At 64.8% G+C, this 16250-nt stretch carries 17 protein-coding genes; 4 read left to right on the forward strand and 13 right to left on the reverse strand.

Annotated features, from left to right (window positions below; genetic code table 11):
* Positions 1-18: 18 nt before the first annotated feature.
* Positions 19-1797, reverse strand: coding sequence for a cytochrome c biogenesis protein DipZ (locus AC1DMA_RS01970; protein ID WP_478143067.1), 1779 nt, complete (start codon positions 1795-1797; stop codon positions 19-21).
* Positions 1791-3191, reverse strand: a complete 1401-nt coding sequence (locus AC1DMA_RS01975; RefSeq protein ID WP_478143068.1) for an ATP-binding protein — start codon at positions 3189-3191, stop codon at positions 1791-1793. Before AC1DMA_RS01975 ends, AC1DMA_RS01970 begins: the two co-directional genes overlap by 7 nt.
* A 158-nt stretch (positions 3192-3349) precedes the next feature.
* Between AC1DMA_RS01975 and AC1DMA_RS01980 the strand changes: the two genes are divergently transcribed.
* Entirely contained in the window at positions 3350-4093 is a 744-nt protein-coding gene (locus tag AC1DMA_RS01980) for a response regulator (RefSeq protein WP_478143069.1), read from the forward strand.
* A gap of 26 nt (positions 4094-4119) precedes the next feature.
* Here AC1DMA_RS01980 and AC1DMA_RS01985 read toward each other — a convergent pair whose 3' ends face one another.
* Positions 4120-4683, reverse strand: a complete 564-nt coding sequence (locus AC1DMA_RS01985; protein WP_478143070.1) for a thioredoxin family protein — start codon at positions 4681-4683, stop codon at positions 4120-4122.
* Between the two features lie 308 nt (positions 4684-4991).
* Here AC1DMA_RS01985 and AC1DMA_RS01990 point away from each other — a divergent pair, with 308 nt between their 5' ends.
* Positions 4992-6008 (forward strand): alpha/beta fold hydrolase, encoded by a 1017-nt coding sequence (locus tag AC1DMA_RS01990; protein WP_478143071.1) that lies wholly within the window; start codon positions 4992-4994, stop codon positions 6006-6008.
* Between the two features lie 33 nt (positions 6009-6041).
* Here AC1DMA_RS01990 and AC1DMA_RS01995 read toward each other — a convergent pair whose 3' ends face one another.
* Positions 6042-6401 (reverse strand): DUF1428 domain-containing protein, encoded by a 360-nt coding sequence (locus AC1DMA_RS01995; protein ID WP_478123164.1) that lies wholly within the window; start codon positions 6399-6401, stop codon positions 6042-6044.
* Between the two features lie 97 nt (positions 6402-6498).
* Between AC1DMA_RS01995 and AC1DMA_RS02000 the strand changes: the two genes are divergently transcribed.
* Positions 6499-6756 (forward strand): type II toxin-antitoxin system Phd/YefM family antitoxin, encoded by a 258-nt coding sequence (locus AC1DMA_RS02000; RefSeq protein ID WP_478123163.1) that lies wholly within the window; start codon positions 6499-6501, stop codon positions 6754-6756.
* Positions 6757-6846: 90 nt separating this feature from the next.
* Positions 6847-7518, forward strand: coding sequence for an RICIN domain-containing protein (locus tag AC1DMA_RS02005; protein WP_478143072.1), 672 nt, complete (start codon positions 6847-6849; stop codon positions 7516-7518).
* Here the strand turns inward: AC1DMA_RS02005 and AC1DMA_RS02010 are convergent.
* From AC1DMA_RS02010 to AC1DMA_RS02050, 9 genes are all read right to left on the reverse strand, one after another.
* On the reverse strand, positions 7505-7981 hold the full coding sequence (locus AC1DMA_RS02010; RefSeq protein WP_478123161.1) for a DUF4262 domain-containing protein: 477 nt from the start codon (positions 7979-7981) through the stop codon (positions 7505-7507). The genes AC1DMA_RS02005 and AC1DMA_RS02010 overlap by 14 nt on opposite strands.
* A gap of 66 nt (positions 7982-8047) precedes the next feature.
* Complete coding sequence (locus tag AC1DMA_RS02015; protein WP_478143073.1) at positions 8048-8953, reverse strand: SDR family oxidoreductase; 906 nt, start codon at positions 8951-8953, stop codon at positions 8048-8050.
* A gap of 171 nt (positions 8954-9124) precedes the next feature.
* Positions 9125-10063 carry a glutathione S-transferase family protein gene (locus tag AC1DMA_RS02020; RefSeq protein ID WP_478143074.1) on the reverse strand — a complete coding sequence of 313 codons (939 nt, stop codon included), beginning with the start codon at positions 10061-10063 and terminating at the stop codon, positions 9125-9127.
* 32 nt (positions 10064-10095) lie between these two features.
* Positions 10096-11736 carry an isovaleryl-CoA dehydrogenase gene (locus AC1DMA_RS02025; RefSeq protein ID WP_478143075.1) on the reverse strand — a complete coding sequence of 547 codons (1641 nt, stop codon included), beginning with the start codon at positions 11734-11736 and terminating at the stop codon, positions 10096-10098.
* Between the two features lie 23 nt (positions 11737-11759).
* Positions 11760-12776, reverse strand: coding sequence for an NADP-dependent oxidoreductase (locus AC1DMA_RS02030; RefSeq protein ID WP_478143076.1), 1017 nt, complete (start codon positions 12774-12776; stop codon positions 11760-11762).
* A gap of 125 nt (positions 12777-12901) precedes the next feature.
* The gene (locus tag AC1DMA_RS02035; protein WP_478123156.1) at positions 12902-13363 is read right to left on the reverse strand and encodes a PaaI family thioesterase; all 462 of its coding nucleotides are present in this window, start codon (positions 13361-13363) and stop codon (positions 12902-12904) included.
* Positions 13364-13372: 9 nt separating this feature from the next.
* Positions 13373-14167 carry an SDR family oxidoreductase gene (locus AC1DMA_RS02040; protein WP_478143077.1) on the reverse strand — a complete coding sequence of 265 codons (795 nt, stop codon included), beginning with the start codon at positions 14165-14167 and terminating at the stop codon, positions 13373-13375.
* Positions 14168-14177: 10 nt separating this feature from the next.
* Complete coding sequence (locus tag AC1DMA_RS02045; RefSeq protein ID WP_478123154.1) at positions 14178-14390, reverse strand: hypothetical protein; 213 nt, start codon at positions 14388-14390, stop codon at positions 14178-14180.
* Positions 14390-16222: an acyl-CoA dehydrogenase gene (locus tag AC1DMA_RS02050; protein ID WP_478143078.1), complete on the reverse strand. Its 1833-nt coding sequence runs from the start codon at positions 16220-16222 to the stop codon at positions 14390-14392. Before AC1DMA_RS02050 ends, AC1DMA_RS02045 begins: the two co-directional genes overlap by 1 nt.
* Positions 16223-16250 lie beyond the last annotated feature (28 nt).

Raw genomic sequence — 16250 nt, forward strand, 5'->3', positions numbered from 1 at the left:
GACGCGCCGCAAGCTGCTTCAACCAAAGGTGAACGCATAAGCCTGCACACCGCTATCGAGAAATTCGATGTCGAACAAGCGATCCTTCCCGTTCGTCTGCTGGCGCACGAGCTGATAGAGCTTCTGCGCCTCGATGGTGCCGTAGCCCTGTTCGTCGGTGTCCGCGCCGTGGTCGGCCAGCGGAGGTTTGCCGTCCACCAGCACACGGAAGCGCACCGCCTTGCCATCGGCAGTCGGGCCGAGCACCAGATGCAGGTCGCGGGCCTGAAAGCGATAGACGATGTGGCTGTTCGAGCGATTCGACACGGCACGTTCGGCCTCCACGGTCCAATCGCCATCGAGCGCCCATTGGTTGGCGCGCAGCATTGCGGGGCGCTGGTAGGCATGCGCGCGACCGCTCACGAGGCCACCGGGCGACGCGAAGCCACTGGCACGCTCGGCGCCCACATAGGTTTCGCCGGACATCGCGAGCTCAGGGCCGGGCGCAGCTTGCGTGCCCTGCCCCTTCGGCGCGACCAGGCCCGAAGGCACATTGCGCTGTCCCGCTTCGGCGAGCAACTGCTGGATGACCTGCTCGGCCCTGCCGTAGCCGCTTTCGCCGAACTGGTGATGCCGGATGCGGCCCTGGGCGTCGATGAAATAGAACGCGGGCCAGGATTCGTTGTCGAAGCCGCGCCAGATCTTGAAGTCGTTGTCCCGCGCCACCGGAAAGCCGATGTCCAGATCCTTGGTCGCCTTGCGCACGTTGGCTGAGCGCTTCTCGAACGCGAATTCCGGCGAATGCACGCCGATGACGACAAGGCCCGTGTCCTTGTACTTCTCCGCCCACGCACGAACATAAGGCAGCGTGCGCAGGCAGTTGATGCATGAATAAGTCCAGAAGTCGACCAGCACGACCTTTCCGCGCAGGGCCTCGGGCGTCAGGGGTGGCGAATTGATCCATTCGGTCGCGCCTGAAAGTGATGGGAAGTCGCCTCCGACGCCAAGCTTGCGCAGGGGCTGCGGTGCGGGAGTGATGTTGGCTGCGGGCATGAACGCCACGTCCTTGTCTTGCGGCGTTTGAGGTCTGGGCCTGTCGATCCGCTCCACGAGTGCCTGCTCCAGCGCCGACGTGGTGCCAATCGAGAGGCCCGCCAGCAACCCGGTATCGAGCCCCAGCGCAATCGCGCCCACACCCACCAGCACGGCGGCACCGGCAGCGCGGCGAACCCACTCGCCCGTGTGCAGCGAACGCTTCATGAGCGCGAACATGCGTCCGCCGAACAGCAGCGCTGCCGCCAGCGATGTGCAGGCGCCAGCCGCATACGCCAGCAACAGCAGCGAGGTGCCGGCGCTCGCACCGTTGAGCGCCGCCCCGGTCAAGATGAGCCCAAGAATCGGCCCTGCGCACGGCGCCCACAGAAGGCCCGTGCCGACGCCCAGCAGCAGCGGCGAGAACATGGACTCCTTTGTCGCGTTGCCATCGGGTTGCGATTTGGCCAGGCGGATGCCCAGTGCCACCAGCGGCCGGCTCATGCGATCGGCCATGCCGGGGAACAGCAGCGTCAGACCGAACAGCGCGAGCATCGCGATAGCCACATAGCGTCCGCCTTCATTCGCCGCGACCACCCAACCGCCACCGACGGCCGCGAGCGTGGCGACGGCGGTAAAGGCCACGGCCATGCCCAGCAACATCGGCAGCCCGTGCGAGCGGAATGGCCGGTCAGCCCGCGCGAACACGAAGGGCAGCACCGGGAGAATGCAGGGGCTCAGGATCGTGAGCACCCCGCCCAGGTAGGCAATGAGAGGAATCAACATGGTTCGGACCTCGGCATGGAAGCGTGGAGAGCCTTTGAGGTGTTCATGGTGAGGTGGATGGTGAGGAGTGCCTCCAGGCCGCCTTCGGGGCGGTTCTTCAGCGTCAGCTCGGCGCCCATTGCCATCGCGAGCTGGTGCGCGATCGCCAAGCCAAGTCCCGTGCCGCCAGTGCTGCGATTGCGGGAGCTCTCGACGCGGTAGAACGGCTTGAGCACGGCGTCCAGTTCGTCGGGCGGAATGCCGGGGCCGTTGTCGATCACGGCGATCGCCAGCCGGCCCTCACCCGGCGACACACGCACCCGCACGTCGCTGCCGAAGATCAGCGCGTTGTCGATCAGATTCATGACGATTCGGCGCAGCGCGTTCGGCCGGCTCACGATGGGCGCACCGGCACGGCCTTCCAGGTGGACTCGCTTGCCGGCATCTTCGTAGTCGGCCAGCATGCTTTCGAGCAGCGCGTCGGCATCCATGCGCATCGGCGGCTCTGTGGCGCCGTGCAGCGTGCGGGCATAGGTCACGCCTTCGCGCACCAGCGAATTCATCGCATCGAGGTCCTGCCGGAACTTGGTGCGGTCGTGGGGGTCGTCCATCATCTCCGTGCGCAGCCGCATCCGCGTGATCGGCGTCTGCAGGTCGTGCGAGATGGCCGCGAGGATCTCCACGCGCTCCGACATGTAGCCGCTGATGCGCTCCTGCATGGCGTTGAAGGCGCGCGCGGCGTGCGCGACCTCGGTCGGACCTTCTTCCGTCAGCTTCTGTGCCTTCAGGTCGGGCCCCAGTTCGTCGGCCGCGGCCGCCAGGTCGGCCAGCGGCCGCGTGACCAGCCGCACGGCCAACCATGCGCAAACGGCCAGCACCAGCAGTTGAATGACCAGCACCCACATCACCCACGGCGACACAGGCATGCCCACGCGCATGGCATGAACCACCACGGAGGACCCATCGGTCAGCCGCACCTGGATCTCCAAACCCTCGGGCGGCTGGGCGACTTCCCCTACCTTGACGATCTCGAAGGGATGCATCGCGTCGACGATGGCCGTGGCGAACTCCTGCGACAGCTTCGATTGCGGAGCGCCGCCCTCCGCCGTGCCGCCCAAGACAAAGCGGTAGTTGCGCCGCTCCAACCGCTCGAGCCAGGCGGGCCTTTCCCCGGCGGGCAAGCGGTCGAGGATCGCCACCGAGCTGGCGATGTCACGCTCGATGCCCATCATCATCAGCTCGCGCATCGCCATGCCGCGCTCGTAGCCGATGACGGCGAAGGTCAGCAGTTGCGCAATCGCAAGCCCCACCACGATGATCAGCGTCACCCGGGAGAACAGCGAGCGCGGCATCAGGCGGCGCAGGCCGGTTGCGGTCTGTGCCGGTGGGATGACAGTGCTGGAGAGTGTGGCCATGGGAGCTGTTTATAGAACGGGGAAGGCGCTTCACTGCCGGCGTCCGCAACATAGTGTCGCGCCGCCCGCTGCCGGATACTTGCGAATACAAAGCAGCTGCCAGCGGCAGAGCGGCGCGCTAAATTGCCGCTGCGGCGCCAGTCAAACTCTTTCATGCCATGACCCCCAGACCCTCCGACCACATCCTCATCGTCGATGACGACCGGGAAATCCGCGAACTGCTCACGACCTATCTCGTCAAGAATGGCCTGCGCGTGGTGGCGGTGCCCACCGGACGGCATATGCGTGCAGCGCTGGACGAATCGGGGCCCTTCGATCTGATCATCCTCGACCTGATGCTGCCGGGCGAAGACGGACTCACGCTCTGCCGCGACCTGCGCACAGGCAAATACAAGGCGACGCCGATCCTGATGCTCACCGCGCGCAGCGAAGAGGCCGATCGCATCCTCGGCCTCGAGATGGGCGCTGACGACTACCTGGCAAAGCCTTTTTCCGCGCGCGAACTGCTTGCGCGCATTCGCGCCGTGATGCGGCGCACGCGCATGCTGCCGCCGAACATGGGCTCCGTAGAGCCATCGCGGAAGCTGGTCTTTGGAGACTGGCATGTCGACACGATCGCACGCCATCTCCTGGACGACAGCGGCACGATGGTGGCGCTCAGCGGCGCCGAGTACCGCCTGTTGCGCGTGTTCCTGGACCATCCGCAAAAGGTGCTGAGCCGCGACCAGCTTCTGAGCCTGACGCAGGGCCGGGAAGCCGAGCTTTTCGAGCGCTCGATCGATCTGCTGGTGAGCCGCCTGCGCCAGCGGCTGCGCGAAGATGCCCGCGAGCCGCGCTACATCAAGACGGTACGCAGCGAAGGCTATGTCTTCGCCTCGTCTGTCGAAGCAAGGGACGACTGAGCGTCCTCTCCCAGAGCTTCTTCATCTCAGCCGCCCGTTGCCGGTACCTGTTCGGCCAGCAGCGCCTGGATCTTTTTCTCCGTCGTGCCATAACTGCCTTCGCCGAAGTGCGAATAGACGATCTTTCCCTGCTTGTCGATCAGGTAGACCGCTGGCCAGTACTGGTTATCGAAGGCCTTCCAGGTGGCGTAGTGGTTGTCCTGCGCCACCGCGTGAGTGATCTGCAAGCGGCTGATTGCTTCCTGCACATTCCTGGTGGACTTCTCGTAGGCGAACTCCGGCGTATGCACGCCCACGACGACGAGGCCCTGGTCCTTGTACTTCGCGTTCCACTCCTTGATGTAGGGCAGGTGGTTGAGACAGTTGATGCAGGTGTAGGTCCAGAAGTCGACGAGCACCACTTTGCCGCGCAGGTCTTGCAGCTTCAACGGCCGTGAGTTGAGCCATTGCTCGATGTTCTGGAATTCGGGTGCCGTCCGCGCGGCGCTGGATGCGACGTCGCCGCCAGATGCCGGCGCCGCAGCGGTGAGGATGCCGATGGCCGCCGCAACGGATGCGAGGCCGAGAAGCACATTGGATTTCATGGTCATGGCGGGGGTTTCCTTGAAGAACGTATGGATCGAATGAACGGATTGTTTGCCGCGCTCCTCTCTTGCGGCGGGCATTGCGTATGCCTTTGTGTCCAGCCCTGCCATTGCACACACTACGTTTCTCAATCGAGACGGCTCCACTTGCGGACGACCATCGACGCGCCGCCTGTGAAAAGTAGTGTCTAAGAAAGAGCGCGAGATACAGAGCGATACGCAATGGCGGATGAAGCGCGGCGCCGCCGGCAACATGAGGTCCTGCCAGTCCTCCCTTCGCTCTTCACGCCACTGTCTTTCCCCAGGAGAACCCGATGACAACCTCTTTCCAACTGCCCCGCAGAGCCTTTCTCACCGCAACTGCACTGAGTGCTGCTGCCGTTCAAGTGGCAGCTGTCACGCCTGCCTTCGCCCAGCCCACCGGCGCGCTCAAGCGCCTGGAACCGCTCAAGAGCATCGACGCGGGCACTCTCAACATCGGCTATTACGAAGCAGGCCCGGCCAGCGGAACGCCGGTGATCCTGTTGCACGGCTGGCCGTATGACATCCACATGTTCGTGGACGTGGCGCCGGCACTTGCGGCGGCGGGATACCGCGTGATCGTGCCGCACCTGCGCGGCTACGGCACCACTCGCTTCCTGTCCGCCGACACGCCGCGCAACGGGCAACAGTCCGTGGTGGCCGCGGACATCATTGCGCTCATGGACGCGCTGAAGATCCAGTCAGCCACCGTTGCCGGCTGCGACTGGGGTGCGCGCACCGCCTGCATCATGGCCGCGCTTTGGCCGGAACGGGTCAAGGCGCTGGTCTCTGTCAGCGGCTATCTGATCGGTAGCCAGGAGGCCGGCAAGGCGCCTCTGCCACCACAGGCCGAACTGCAGTGGTGGTACCAGTTCTACTTCGCGACCGAGCGCGGCCGCGCGGGCTACGAGAAGAACCGCCACGACTTCGCCAAGCTCATCTGGCAAACCGCGTCGCCCAAGTGGAACTTCGATGCCGCCACCTTCGAACGCAGCGCCGTGGCGCTCGACAACCCCGACCACGTGGCCATCACCATCCACAACTACCGCTGGCGCCTCGGTCTCGCCGAGGGCGAGCCGAAGTACCAGGCGCTCGAAGACAAGCTCGCCAAGGCGCCCGTGATCGGCGTGCCGACCATCACGCTCGAAGGCGATGCCAATGGCGCGCCGCATCCGGAACCCAGTGCCTACGCGAAGAAGTTCTCCGGCCCCTACGAGCATCGGCTGGTGACCGGCGGCATCGGCCACAACCTGCCGCAGGAAGCGCCGCAAGCCTTCACGAAGGCCGTGATCGACGTCGCACGCGCATAGGAGGAACAAGGCCCTGACGCGAAGCCGGCTCGATCAGGCATCGAGCAGCACGTCGAAGCCGCCCCAGAACATCCGCTTGCCGTCGAAAGGCAGGCGCTGGGGATCCATCATGTTGGCGAGACGTGGGTCGGTCATCACCAGCGCGTTGACCTCATCCCGCCGGTCGCGCGACTCGAAGGTGACGTAGGAGAACACGACGACTTCGTCATCCTTCAAGTGCACGCTTTGCGGGAAGGACGTCAGTTCGCCGGACTGCACGTCTTCGGCAATGCACTCGCGGTATGAGAGGGCGCCATGTTCGCGCCAGATTTTTCCCGCGCGCGTCGCCATCTCGCGGTACTGCTCGATGTTGCGCTTGGGAACGGGGAGGACGTATGCGTCGACGTAGGCCATGCAAGTGTCTCCTTTGGGGCTGGAGCGTCAACAGTAGCGGAGTCTCGGGGCATTCGCAAAGCCGGGTTGATCACTGCACGCAAAATATGGACTATTTATGAAGGCCATTCCTGCTGAACTCGCCGTAAACGTGTCCGAATTCAAGATGAACCCCGCGGCCGTTCTGAGAAAGGCGGGCAACCGTCCCGTAGCGGTGTTCAACCACAACCACAGCCGCGCCGCGTTCTTCGTGGTCGAACCTTGCCTGTTCGAAGCAATGATGGAGGAGCTTGCAGACCAAGAGCTGTACCGCAAAGCAGTCGCCCGGCTGGCCGAGAAGTCGCAGGCTGTCGAGGTGGACATTGAGGATCTCTAACCGCACGCCAACGCGCCTGCTCTCCGCGTGCTGTTGACGCATTCGCCCGGATGGTTCAGTCTTGTCATGTCCCGCCGGACGGAGGTTGTCATGCACGCTGACCCGATCGCGCTTCGCAAAATCAAAGCACCCAAGGGCCGCCTCTTTGCTGCCCTCATGCTTGCAGCCACGTCCGCGCTCGCCGCCCCGCCTGACCCCGCGGTTGCGCAAGTCCCGTACTTCTACGTCGTCAACGCCGGCACGCTGATGATGGCCGAGGTGCTCGCACACCGCACGGACGATGGGGCGCCGGTCGTGCTTTGGCCGAACTACGGCAGCCCGAGCCAGCAGTTCAGTATCCAGCGGCTGCCTCGATCAGGCGATACCGAGCCCTTGCAAGAACAGTGGTTCCTGTTGAGGGCGCGACATTCGGCGAAGTGTCTGGGCACCACGGGTTTCCAGGCCGGCGCGCCGGTGGTCCAGGAGACATGCAGCGGAGACGCTTCGCAGTTGTGGCGGCTGCGCGCTGTGGCAATGACGGCGGCTGAATGCGCGCCCCGAAGCCGATGTGTCATGGGGCGCCGGACGGTGCTGGAAAACTATCACGACCGTGGCCGCCGATGCCTGGATGCCGCGAACGGCCACATCACGGGCCTGCCGGAACAAGGCTCCGGGCTGCAAGCGCGCGAATGCGTCGCCAGGTTCAGCGCACCCAACGCTGCCAACCAGGAGTGGGAACTGGTCGACGTGCAAGACTGGGACGCGCCGTTCAACCTGAGGTGAGGTCCGCTGCCGCTGCTCCATCGAGGTCGAAGAGAAACGACTGGCCGCGAAGCCTTCTCCTGTCGAATCCGCTCTCCCATGGAAACCGCTCCTTCGCATCGGGCCAGACGATCTGAAAATATCGATGCCGGCCGCGCGCGAGCTGCGGCGGAATCAACAGCTCGAGGCGCTCGGCGTCGGCGGCCCGAGGCATCAAAGGGGCTGGTGCCGCGCCGACGATCATGACGCCCTCGTACAGCGGCTCCCCGGCCTTCACCCGCTGCGCAATGGCTTCCAGAATGCCCTCGGCCTCCGGCGGTGCGATGCCGAAGATGATCAGGTCAGGATGCGCGAAGGTCTTCTGAAGCCCCACCGTATAGACGTAGGTCAGGGCCGTGCTTCGGGTCCCGACGGCCGCCATGGCCCATCCTTGCCGGGCAATGCGCCGCTTGAGCGTCGCGACAACCTCGCGCTCGATGAACATCTATCGCACTCCATCGATCTGATGCCGAACATTTCTGCGGCGTCAGTATCCCTCGGAAAGCGCGATTCAGCCCTCGCGAAGCTGTGCCCGCAGTTGCGCGCCGATGTCCGGCCTCTCCAGGAAAGGATCCGCCGGATTGGTGATGGAGACGATGTTTTCCATCCGGCTCTTCACGTTGCCCAGGGCCTTGGGGTGGCTGAACACATAGAACTGGTTGGCGGTGATCGCTTCGAAAACCTTTTGCGCCACTTCGGCTGCCGTCACCTTGCCGCTGCTGACGGCCTTGTTGCTCATCGCCTGCCCGATCAGTTGGCTCTTGGTGAGTTGGCCGGCGGGCAGTGAGCTCGGCCGATTGCGATCGCTCTGGGTGATGCCGGTGGGCACGAAGTACGGGCACAAGAGGCTGGCGCCGACCTGGTCGGTCACGAGCTTCAGGTCCTGGTAGAGCGTCTCGGTCAGGCTCACCACTGCGGCCTTCGCGGTGTTGTAGATGCCCATGTTGGGCGGCGTGAGCAGGCCGGCCATGCTCGACGTGTTGACGATATGGCCACGGTAGGCCGGGTCCTTCGCCGCCGCTTCCAGCATCATCGGCGTGAACAGGCGCACACCGTGCACCACGCCCCAGAGATCGACGCCGAGCACCCATTCCCAATCGGCGACGGTGTTTTCCCAGACGAGGCCGCCGGCGCCGACGCCCGCGTTGTTGAAGACGAAGTGCGGCGCGCCGAAACGCTTCTGCACGGCCTTGGCGAGATCCTCCATCTGACCGCCGTCGGAGACGTCGACCTTGCGCGCCAGAACTTGCGCCCCGGCGGCTTCCATCTCGGCCTGTGCGCGATCGAGCGCGTCCTGCTGCACGTCGACCAGCACGAGGTTCATGCCGCGCTGGGCGCCGATGCGCGCGCATTCAAGCCCGAAGCCCGAACCCGCGCCAGTGAGAACGGCCGTGGTGCCCTTGAAATCCTGAATCATTTGCGCCAATCCTTTCGTCTCTTGTCTTGGAATAAACCGCTATTGAAATACGGAATCAGCGACGCCGCAGTCGCAAAGGTGCTCGTCCACGCGGGCTTCAAGCCGGCGCACGGCCGAACGGGCAATGCAGGCCATTCTGGACAGGCTCGGCCATCTGCTGCGCGATCCCGCTCAGCCCTCGGCCTGCCGCAGCACGAATCCGACGCGCGGAAAGTGAACGTGCACGGCGCCGGTGCGCTCTCCGGTGCGACGCAACGTGTAGTGCGTGCGCGTGGCGGCGATCAGTTCGCCTTCGGTCGACTCCGGGCCGAAGCTCTCGGCCGTGATCGAGACGCGCGAGCCGAGCGCGATGCCATGGTCGTCCTGGAAGGTACTGTCGGACAGCAGCGTGTGCGGCGTCGAGGCGGCGGCGATTTCGATGGCTTGCGCAGCATCGAAGGTCTCCATGGACCCGTGGCCGATAGCTGCCATGCGGTCCATCCAATCCACCACCGCGGGCGTGAGCTGCAGGATGCCCGCCATCGAGGGCGTGCGCTTGCGCGTGAACCAGAGCGCGTGGTAGCACGAGAAATCCGCCACCGTGGGAAAACCGCCCAGCAGGTAGTCGGTGTCGTCCAGCATGTCGGACAGCCGCCGCAGATACGACTTGTAGGCCGACGCGGCATCACTGGGGCGCAGCCGCACCAAATTGCCACTCATCGCCTTGCGATCGTCGCTGAAAGCCTTGGCGACTTCGGGCGGCGCCTTCGCGAATGCGTCAGCGAGGCCCTTGCCGCTGAGGCTGTAGGCCATGGCGGCCCAGAACATCGTGCTGTCGGCCCACTGGGCAACAAGACGCGACAGGCCCTTGCCCGGCTCCGGGTAGATCGAAGGCAGCGGCGACAGGTGCTCGAGCACATCGCAGATCAATACGGTGTCGCAGTAGATGTCGGCCCCGATCTGAAGCACTGGCGTCTTGCGATAGCCCCCGGTGAGCGCCACGAGGTCGGGCTTGGGCATGATGGCCGGAATGATCACCGACTTCCACGCCAGCTTCTTGTAGCCAAGGATCAGGCGGATCTTCTCGGAAAACGGCGAGGTCGCGTAGTGATGCAGGATCAGGTCGGCCATGAGAGTCCTTTTTGCTTTTGAGTTCTTGCTGGTCAGTGGGGCTGCGCACGCGCAATGATCGAATCGAAATCGATGCCTGCGCCCAGGGTGCCGAAGGCTTGCCCCCAGTCGCCGCCGATGCGCGATGCGCAGAACGCACCGACGACGGCCCCCGGCGCGGTCTGGGCGAGCAAGGCACCCTGCACCGCCAGCGCCACGTCCTGCGCGAGGCGGCGCGCTTCGGCCTCGGTCGCCATGGCCTCGATGCGCGCAGGCAGGGCGTCGGCGAGGCGGTCGAGCGCCGCATCGGTGCCGCGTGCCGGCGCCAGCTCATCCGTGAGCGCTGCAATGGCATCGCCCTTGCGCAGGCCGCGAAGCAGGTCGAGCGCCATGATGTTGCCCGCGCCTTCCCAGATTGAATTGAGCGGCATCTCGCGGTAGACGCGCGCCATCGTGCCTTCGCCGCCCTCTTCCACGTAGCCGTTGCCGCCCAGGCACTCCATGGCCTCCTGGGCGAAGTGACTGCCTCGCTTGCAGATCCAGAACTTGGCCACGGGCGTGAGAAGCCGGGCCATGAAGCGCTCGTGCGCATCATCCTGACGATCGAAGGCGCGCGCAAGACGAACCGCGAGCGCGGTCGCAGCCTCGCTTTCGAGCGCGAGATCGGCCAGCACGTTCTTCATCAAGGGCTGCTCGATCAACGGCTTACCGAAAGCCTGGCGCTGCGTCGTGTGATTGAGCGCGAGGCTCAGGGCCTGGCGCATCAACCCGCTGGTGCCGAGCGCGCAGTCGAGCCGCGTCATGGTGCCCATTTCGAGAATCTGCGGAATGCCGCGCCCCTCTTCGCCGACCAGCCATGCGCTCGCGCCGTGAAACTCCACCTCAGAACTCGCATTGGCCTTGTTGCCGAGCTTGTCCTTCAGGCGCTGGATGTGGATGGCGTTGCGGCTCCCGTCTGAAAGCACTCGCGGCAAAAAGAAACACGTCAATCCGGCCGGCGCCTGCGCAAGCACCAGGAAGGCATCGCACATCGGCGCGGAGAAGAACCACTTGTGTCCGGTGATCTCGTAGCGCTCGCCCCAGGCGTCGCTGCCGACCCGAACCGCGCGCGTCGTGTTGGCCCGCACATCCGATCCGCCCTGCTTCTCGGTCATGCCCATGCCCATGGTCAGGCCCGGCTTCTCGCTCCAGTGTTTGAGGGCGGGGTCATACCAGAGGCTTGCGAGCTTCGGACCCCAGTCGGCATGAATGGCCGCATTGCCGCGCAGCGCGGGCGTTGCGGCATAGGTCATCGAGATGGGGCAGAGAATCGACGCCTCCAGCTCGGTGAAGAGCATGAAGCCCGCAGCGCGATGCACATGCGCCGACGGCCCCGAAGCCGCCCACGGCGAGCCGTGCAGCCCGGCGCCCACGGCCGCGGACATCAGCGCGTGATAGCTCGGATGGAACTCCACCTCGTCGACTCGCCGGCCGAAGCGGTCGTGCGTATGCAGCACCGGCGGATGGATGTTGGCGAGACGCGCATGCGTCTGCATCTCCGCCGATCCGACGGCGGCCCCCAAATGGCTGAGCGCTGCCGGATGAAGGTCCGGCGCATTGAACTTCAACGCATCGCGCAACGGCCGGTTGGTTTCGAAGAGGTTGTAGCCGGTCAGCGGAGCCGGCTGGTTGAAGACCTCGTGAGTCGTATCCATTGCCAGTCTCCTTCCGAGGCGAATCAGATCAGCTTGACGAGTTGCTTGCCGAAGTTTCTGCCTTTCAGCAGGCCAAGGAAAGCCTCAGGTGCCGACTCGATGCCTTGCGCGATCGACTCGCGCGGACGCAGCTTGCCGCTCGCGACCAGGGCGCCGAGTTCGGCCAGCGCTTCCGGCCACACTTCCATGTGCTCGCTGACGATGAAGCCTTCGAGCTTGATGCGATTGATGAGAAACAGCGCAGGGTTGGCCAGCGGCAGCGGCTGGCCGTCGTAGCCCGCGATCATTCCGCACAGCGCGACACGCGCAAAGCTGTTCGTGCGCAGCAGCACCGCATCGAAAATGTAGCCGCCGACGTTCTCGAAGTAGCCATCAATGCCGTTCGGGCAGGCCTCCTTCAGTGCGGCGCTCATGCTCTTGATGTCCGGGTGCTCGCGGTAGTCGATGCAGGCATCGAAGCCGAGTTCGTCCGTCACGTATTTGCACTTGTCCGGGCCGCCGGCAATGCCGACCACCCTGCAGCCCCGCGCCTTGGCAAGCGCGCCGAAAGCGCTGCCCACCGCGCCGCTCGCAGCGGTGACGACCATGGTTTCGCCGGCCTTCGGATTGATGATCTTCACGAGCCCGTACCAGGCCGTCACACCCGGCATGCCCACGGCGCCGAGGTAATGCGACAGCGTAACGTGCGTCGTGTCGACCTTCTTGAGCGCGCCCGGCTGCGAGGCATCGACCACGCTGTATTCCTGCCAGCCGCCGAAGCCGACGACCTTGTCGCCCACGGCGTACTTCGGGTGCTTGCTCTCGACGACTTCGCCCACGGTGCCGCCCTGCATGACCTGCCCGAGCGGCTGCGGCTGCGCGTAGCTCTTCGACTCGTTCATGCGGCCGCGCATGTAGGGGTCCAGGCTCATGTAGTGATGGCGAACCAGCACCTGGTTGTCCTTGAGCGCGGGCGTTTCGGTGCTGACCAGCTTGAAGTTGCTGGCGACAGCCTCGCCTTCGGGGCGGTTGTCGAGAAGTTGCTGGCGATTGATCGGCATGGCGTACCTTTCTGTCTACGTATTTATTGGGAAATACCGCGGAACCGGCTTTGCCGGGCCGCTGGTGTTGCCCCCTGCAAGGGGGTGGAGGCCACACGAAGTGGGAAAGCCTGGGGGTGTGTCGTTTAGTCTGTGGAAGGGGGTCGCATTTCGTTGGCGCTCGCCGGGCCGATCGGCAGGCGTCGCTTCACGTACTTGAAGGTGCCGGTGGCGTGCGCGCAGACACGCTCCTGGGCGTCGTAGATCTTGGCTTCGGTGAAGGCCATGGTCGCGGTTCGATGCAGCAGCTTGCCGCGCGCGATCAGCGGTCCGACCGAAGGCGCCATGAAGGTGGTCTTCATCTCGATGGTGACCACGCCGATCTCCGGCGTGTCGCTGCGCGCAGCCGCGGCCTGTGCGATGTCGAGCATCGTCATCACGGCGCCGCCGTGCGTCACGTCGAAGGTGTTCAGGTGCTCGGGCTTGGCGGTGTAGTGCAATTCGGACTCGCCGCCTTCGAACTTCGCGATCTCGATGCCGAGATACATCGCGAAGGGAATGCGGTCGATGTAGGAGCGAAGGTGAATGTTGTCTTTGGTCAAAGTCATGTCAGCGGATCATGCGCCAAGGACGACGCTGACGCCGCCGTCGACTGCCAGCCATTGGCCGGTGATGTGCTTGCCGGCATCGCTGGCATAGAGCAGCGTGATGCCCTTCAGGTCTTCATCGTCGCCCAGCCGGCCCAGCGGCGCGTGGGCGGCCATCTTTTCTTCTCCCACCGCCTTGATCAGGCCGGCCGCCAGCTTGGTCATGAAGAAGCCGGGGCAGATCGCGTTGACGTTGATGCCGTACTTGCCCCATTCGGCGGCCAGCGTGTGCGTGAAGCCGATAACCGCGCTCTTGGATGTGTTGTAGGCAATGGTCTGCATCTCCGGCGGATTGCCGTTCAGGCCGGCGATCGACGCGATATTGATGATGCGGCCGCTCTTCTTCGGGATCATGTAGCCGCGCGCGATCTGCTGCGCCAGCACGAAATAGCCGCGCACGTTGAGGTTCATGACCTTGTCCCAAGCCTCGATGGGATGGTTCTCGGCCGGTGCGCCCCAGCTTGCGCCGGCGTTGTTGACGAGGATGTCGACCGCGCCGAGGCGCTCCAGGGTTTCATCGGCGAGGCGCCGCGTGTCGTCTTCCCTGGAACAGTCGGCTGCGATCCAGCGGGCATCGATGCCGGCGCTCTGGAGTTCGGCTGCCGCCTGTTCGAGATCTTCGGCCTTGCGCGAGCTCAGCATGATCTTGGCGCCGGCTTCGCCGAGTGCGTGGGCCATCTGCAAGCCGAGGCCGCGAGAGCCGCCGGTGACGAGCGCCACCTTGCCGGTGAGGTCAAAAAGCTTCTGGATGTTGCGTGCAGTCATGTTGGCTCCGTTATCGTGATTCCTTCGGGTCGTCCAGGCGCGAGCGCACGTAGATGAGCACGACGCCCACCAGCGCAATGATCGCGCCCGGCACGGCCATGGTCCAGCCAAGACCCTCCTCCGTTCGCCCCGTGGCGATGCCAAGGATGACGAGGAAGAGGCCACCGTAGATCAGGATCCATATCCACTTTTCGAGCGTGGCATGGGGTTTGGCTTCGGCCATCAGAAAGCCTCCTCGGGCAGCGCCGCGCAGGTCGGATCGCGGCTTTCGACCACGTTCAGCCAGGCGCCGATCTTGGGCAGTTCGTAGTTGAAGAAGTAGTCGGTCGCGCCGATGCGTCCCGCGGTCGCGGGAGCCGACTTGGCTGCGTCCTGCTCGAGTGCGCGCTGCGCGACGTCCAGCCAGATCCACGCCAGCACCGCGTGCCCGAATGCCTGCATGTAGGGCACTGCGTTGGCGAGCGCGTCTTGCGGGTTGCCCGTGGACCAAGCGGCCTTGGTCGCGCTGCCGATGCGTTGCAACGCTGCACCGAGCGCCTTCGCATGGCCAGCGAGCGCGGGCACCTTGCCGGCGCGGGCGATCGTCTCGGCAATGCGTCCACCCAGCAGCGTCAGGCCGCGCCCGTCTTCCATCAGCACCTTGCGCCCGAGCAGGTCGGCCGCCTGGATGCCGTGCGTGCCCTCGTGGATCATGTTGAGCCGGTTGTCGCGCCAGTACTGCTCCACCGGAAAGTCACGCGTATAGCCGTAGCCGCCGTGGATCTGGATCGCGAGCGAATTCGCTTCCAGACACCATTCGCTGGGCCAGCTCTTGGCGATCGGCGTCAGCACTTCGAGAAGCAGGCGGGCATCGTCGGCGGCTTGTGAGTTGCCGGTCTTCTGTTCATCGACGAGGCGCGCGCAATACAGCTCGAGCGCCAGCGCGCCTTCGCAGTACGCCTTCTGCGCGAGCAGCATGCGGCGCACATCGGAGTGCTCGATGATTCGCACTTGCGGCTTGGCCGCATCCTTGCCCGCCGGCCCTGCGGGGCGGCCTTGCGGACGGGTCTTGGCGTATTCGAGCGATGCGTAGTAGCCGGCCATGCCGAGCATCGTCGCTGCCGTGCCGACGCCGATGCGAGCCTCATTCATCATGTGGAACATGCAGTGCAGGCCCTTGCCGGGCTGCCCGACGAGATAGCCAACCGCACCGGGCTTGCCACCCACCGGATACTTGCCCTCGCCGAAGTTGAGCAGCGTGTTCGTCGTTCCGCGCCAGCCGAGCTTGTGATTGAGCCCTGCCAGCGCGACGTCGTTGCGTTCGCCGGTCAGTTGCCCTTCGGTATCGACCATGCGCTTGGGCACGATGAAGAGCGAGATGCCGCGCGTGCCGGGAATCAGCTTGCCGTCCGCGTCGGGGATTTTTGCCAGCACGATGTGCACGATGTTCTCGGTCAGCTCGTGGTCGCCCGCCGAAATCCACATCTTGTTGCCCGTCAGGCGATAGCGCGGTCCGAGCGGATCGTCCAGGAAATCGGGGCCATCCGGCACGGCGCGCGTGGCGACGTCGCTGAGGCTCGAACCGGCCTGCGGTTCGGACAGGCACATCGTGCCCGACCAGCGCCCGGAAAACTCATTCTTCGCAAACACCGTCTGCTGCATCGGCGTGCCATGAACCATCAGCAGATTGGCGTTGCCGCTGGTCAGCATGCCTGAGCCGATGCTCACCGAAGCCATCGCGAAGAAGCTGTTGGCTGCCGCCTGCACCGTGTAGGGCAACTGCATGCCGCCGATGTCATAGTCCTGCGCGGCGCTGAGCATGCCGGATTCGGCAAAGGCCTTTTGCGCATCATGCGTGGCCTGCGGAAGAATCACCTTCTCACCATCGAAGTGCGGTTCCTGCGTGTCGACGGTGCGATTGAACGGCGCGTACTTCTCGCGGGCGATGCGCTCGCAGGTGTCGAGCACGGCGTCAAAGGTCTCGCGCGAATGATCGGCGAAGCGCTCGCGCTCGTTGAGCGACTCGGCGTGAAGCCAGTCGTAGAGGAGGAAGTCGAGGGTGGGACGAAGGCTCATGATTCGAAACGCAGTGCGCTCAGTGGGG

This window comes from Variovorax sp. 05N34 (assembly GCF_056397405.1).

Excerpts from the sequence above, each read along its gene's own strand:
- AC1DMA_RS02005 (WP_478143072.1), top strand. The coding sequence starts at position 6,847 with ATGCACGCTGACCCGATCGCGCTTCGCAAAATCAAAGCACCCAAGGGC.
- AC1DMA_RS02015 (WP_478143073.1), bottom strand. The coding sequence starts at position 8,953 with ATGATTCAGGATTTCAAGGGCACCACGGCCGTTCTCACTGGCGCGGGT.
- AC1DMA_RS02050 (WP_478143078.1), bottom strand. The coding sequence starts at position 16,222 with ATGAGCCTTCGTCCCACCCTCGACTTCCTCCTCTACGACTGGCTTCAC.
- AC1DMA_RS02010 (WP_478123161.1), bottom strand. The coding sequence starts at position 7,981 with ATGTTCATCGAGCGCGAGGTTGTCGCGACGCTCAAGCGGCGCATTGCC.
- AC1DMA_RS02025 (WP_478143075.1), bottom strand. The coding sequence starts at position 11,736 with ATGGATACGACTCACGAGGTCTTCAACCAGCCGGCTCCGCTGACCGGC.
- AC1DMA_RS01980 (WP_478143069.1), top strand. The coding sequence starts at position 3,350 with ATGACCCCCAGACCCTCCGACCACATCCTCATCGTCGATGACGACCGG.
- AC1DMA_RS02035 (WP_478123156.1), bottom strand. The coding sequence starts at position 13,363 with ATGACTTTGACCAAAGACAACATTCACCTTCGCTCCTACATCGACCGC.
- AC1DMA_RS01990 (WP_478143071.1), top strand. The coding sequence starts at position 4,992 with ATGACAACCTCTTTCCAACTGCCCCGCAGAGCCTTTCTCACCGCAACT.
- AC1DMA_RS02000 (WP_478123163.1), top strand. The coding sequence starts at position 6,499 with ATGAAGGCCATTCCTGCTGAACTCGCCGTAAACGTGTCCGAATTCAAG.
- AC1DMA_RS01975 (WP_478143068.1), bottom strand. The coding sequence starts at position 3,191 with ATGGCCACACTCTCCAGCACTGTCATCCCACCGGCACAGACCGCAACC.
- AC1DMA_RS01970 (WP_478143067.1), bottom strand. The coding sequence starts at position 1,797 with ATGTTGATTCCTCTCATTGCCTACCTGGGCGGGGTGCTCACGATCCTG.
- AC1DMA_RS02030 (WP_478143076.1), bottom strand. The coding sequence starts at position 12,776 with ATGCCGATCAATCGCCAGCAACTTCTCGACAACCGCCCCGAAGGCGAG.
- AC1DMA_RS02020 (WP_478143074.1), bottom strand. The coding sequence starts at position 10,063 with ATGGCCGACCTGATCCTGCATCACTACGCGACCTCGCCGTTTTCCGAG.
- AC1DMA_RS02045 (WP_478123154.1), bottom strand. The coding sequence starts at position 14,390 with ATGGCCGAAGCCAAACCCCATGCCACGCTCGAAAAGTGGATATGGATC.
- AC1DMA_RS01985 (WP_478143070.1), bottom strand. The coding sequence starts at position 4,683 with ATGACCATGAAATCCAATGTGCTTCTCGGCCTCGCATCCGTTGCGGCG.
- AC1DMA_RS02040 (WP_478143077.1), bottom strand. The coding sequence starts at position 14,167 with ATGACTGCACGCAACATCCAGAAGCTTTTTGACCTCACCGGCAAGGTG.
- AC1DMA_RS01995 (WP_478123164.1), bottom strand. The coding sequence starts at position 6,401 with ATGGCCTACGTCGACGCATACGTCCTCCCCGTTCCCAAGCGCAACATC.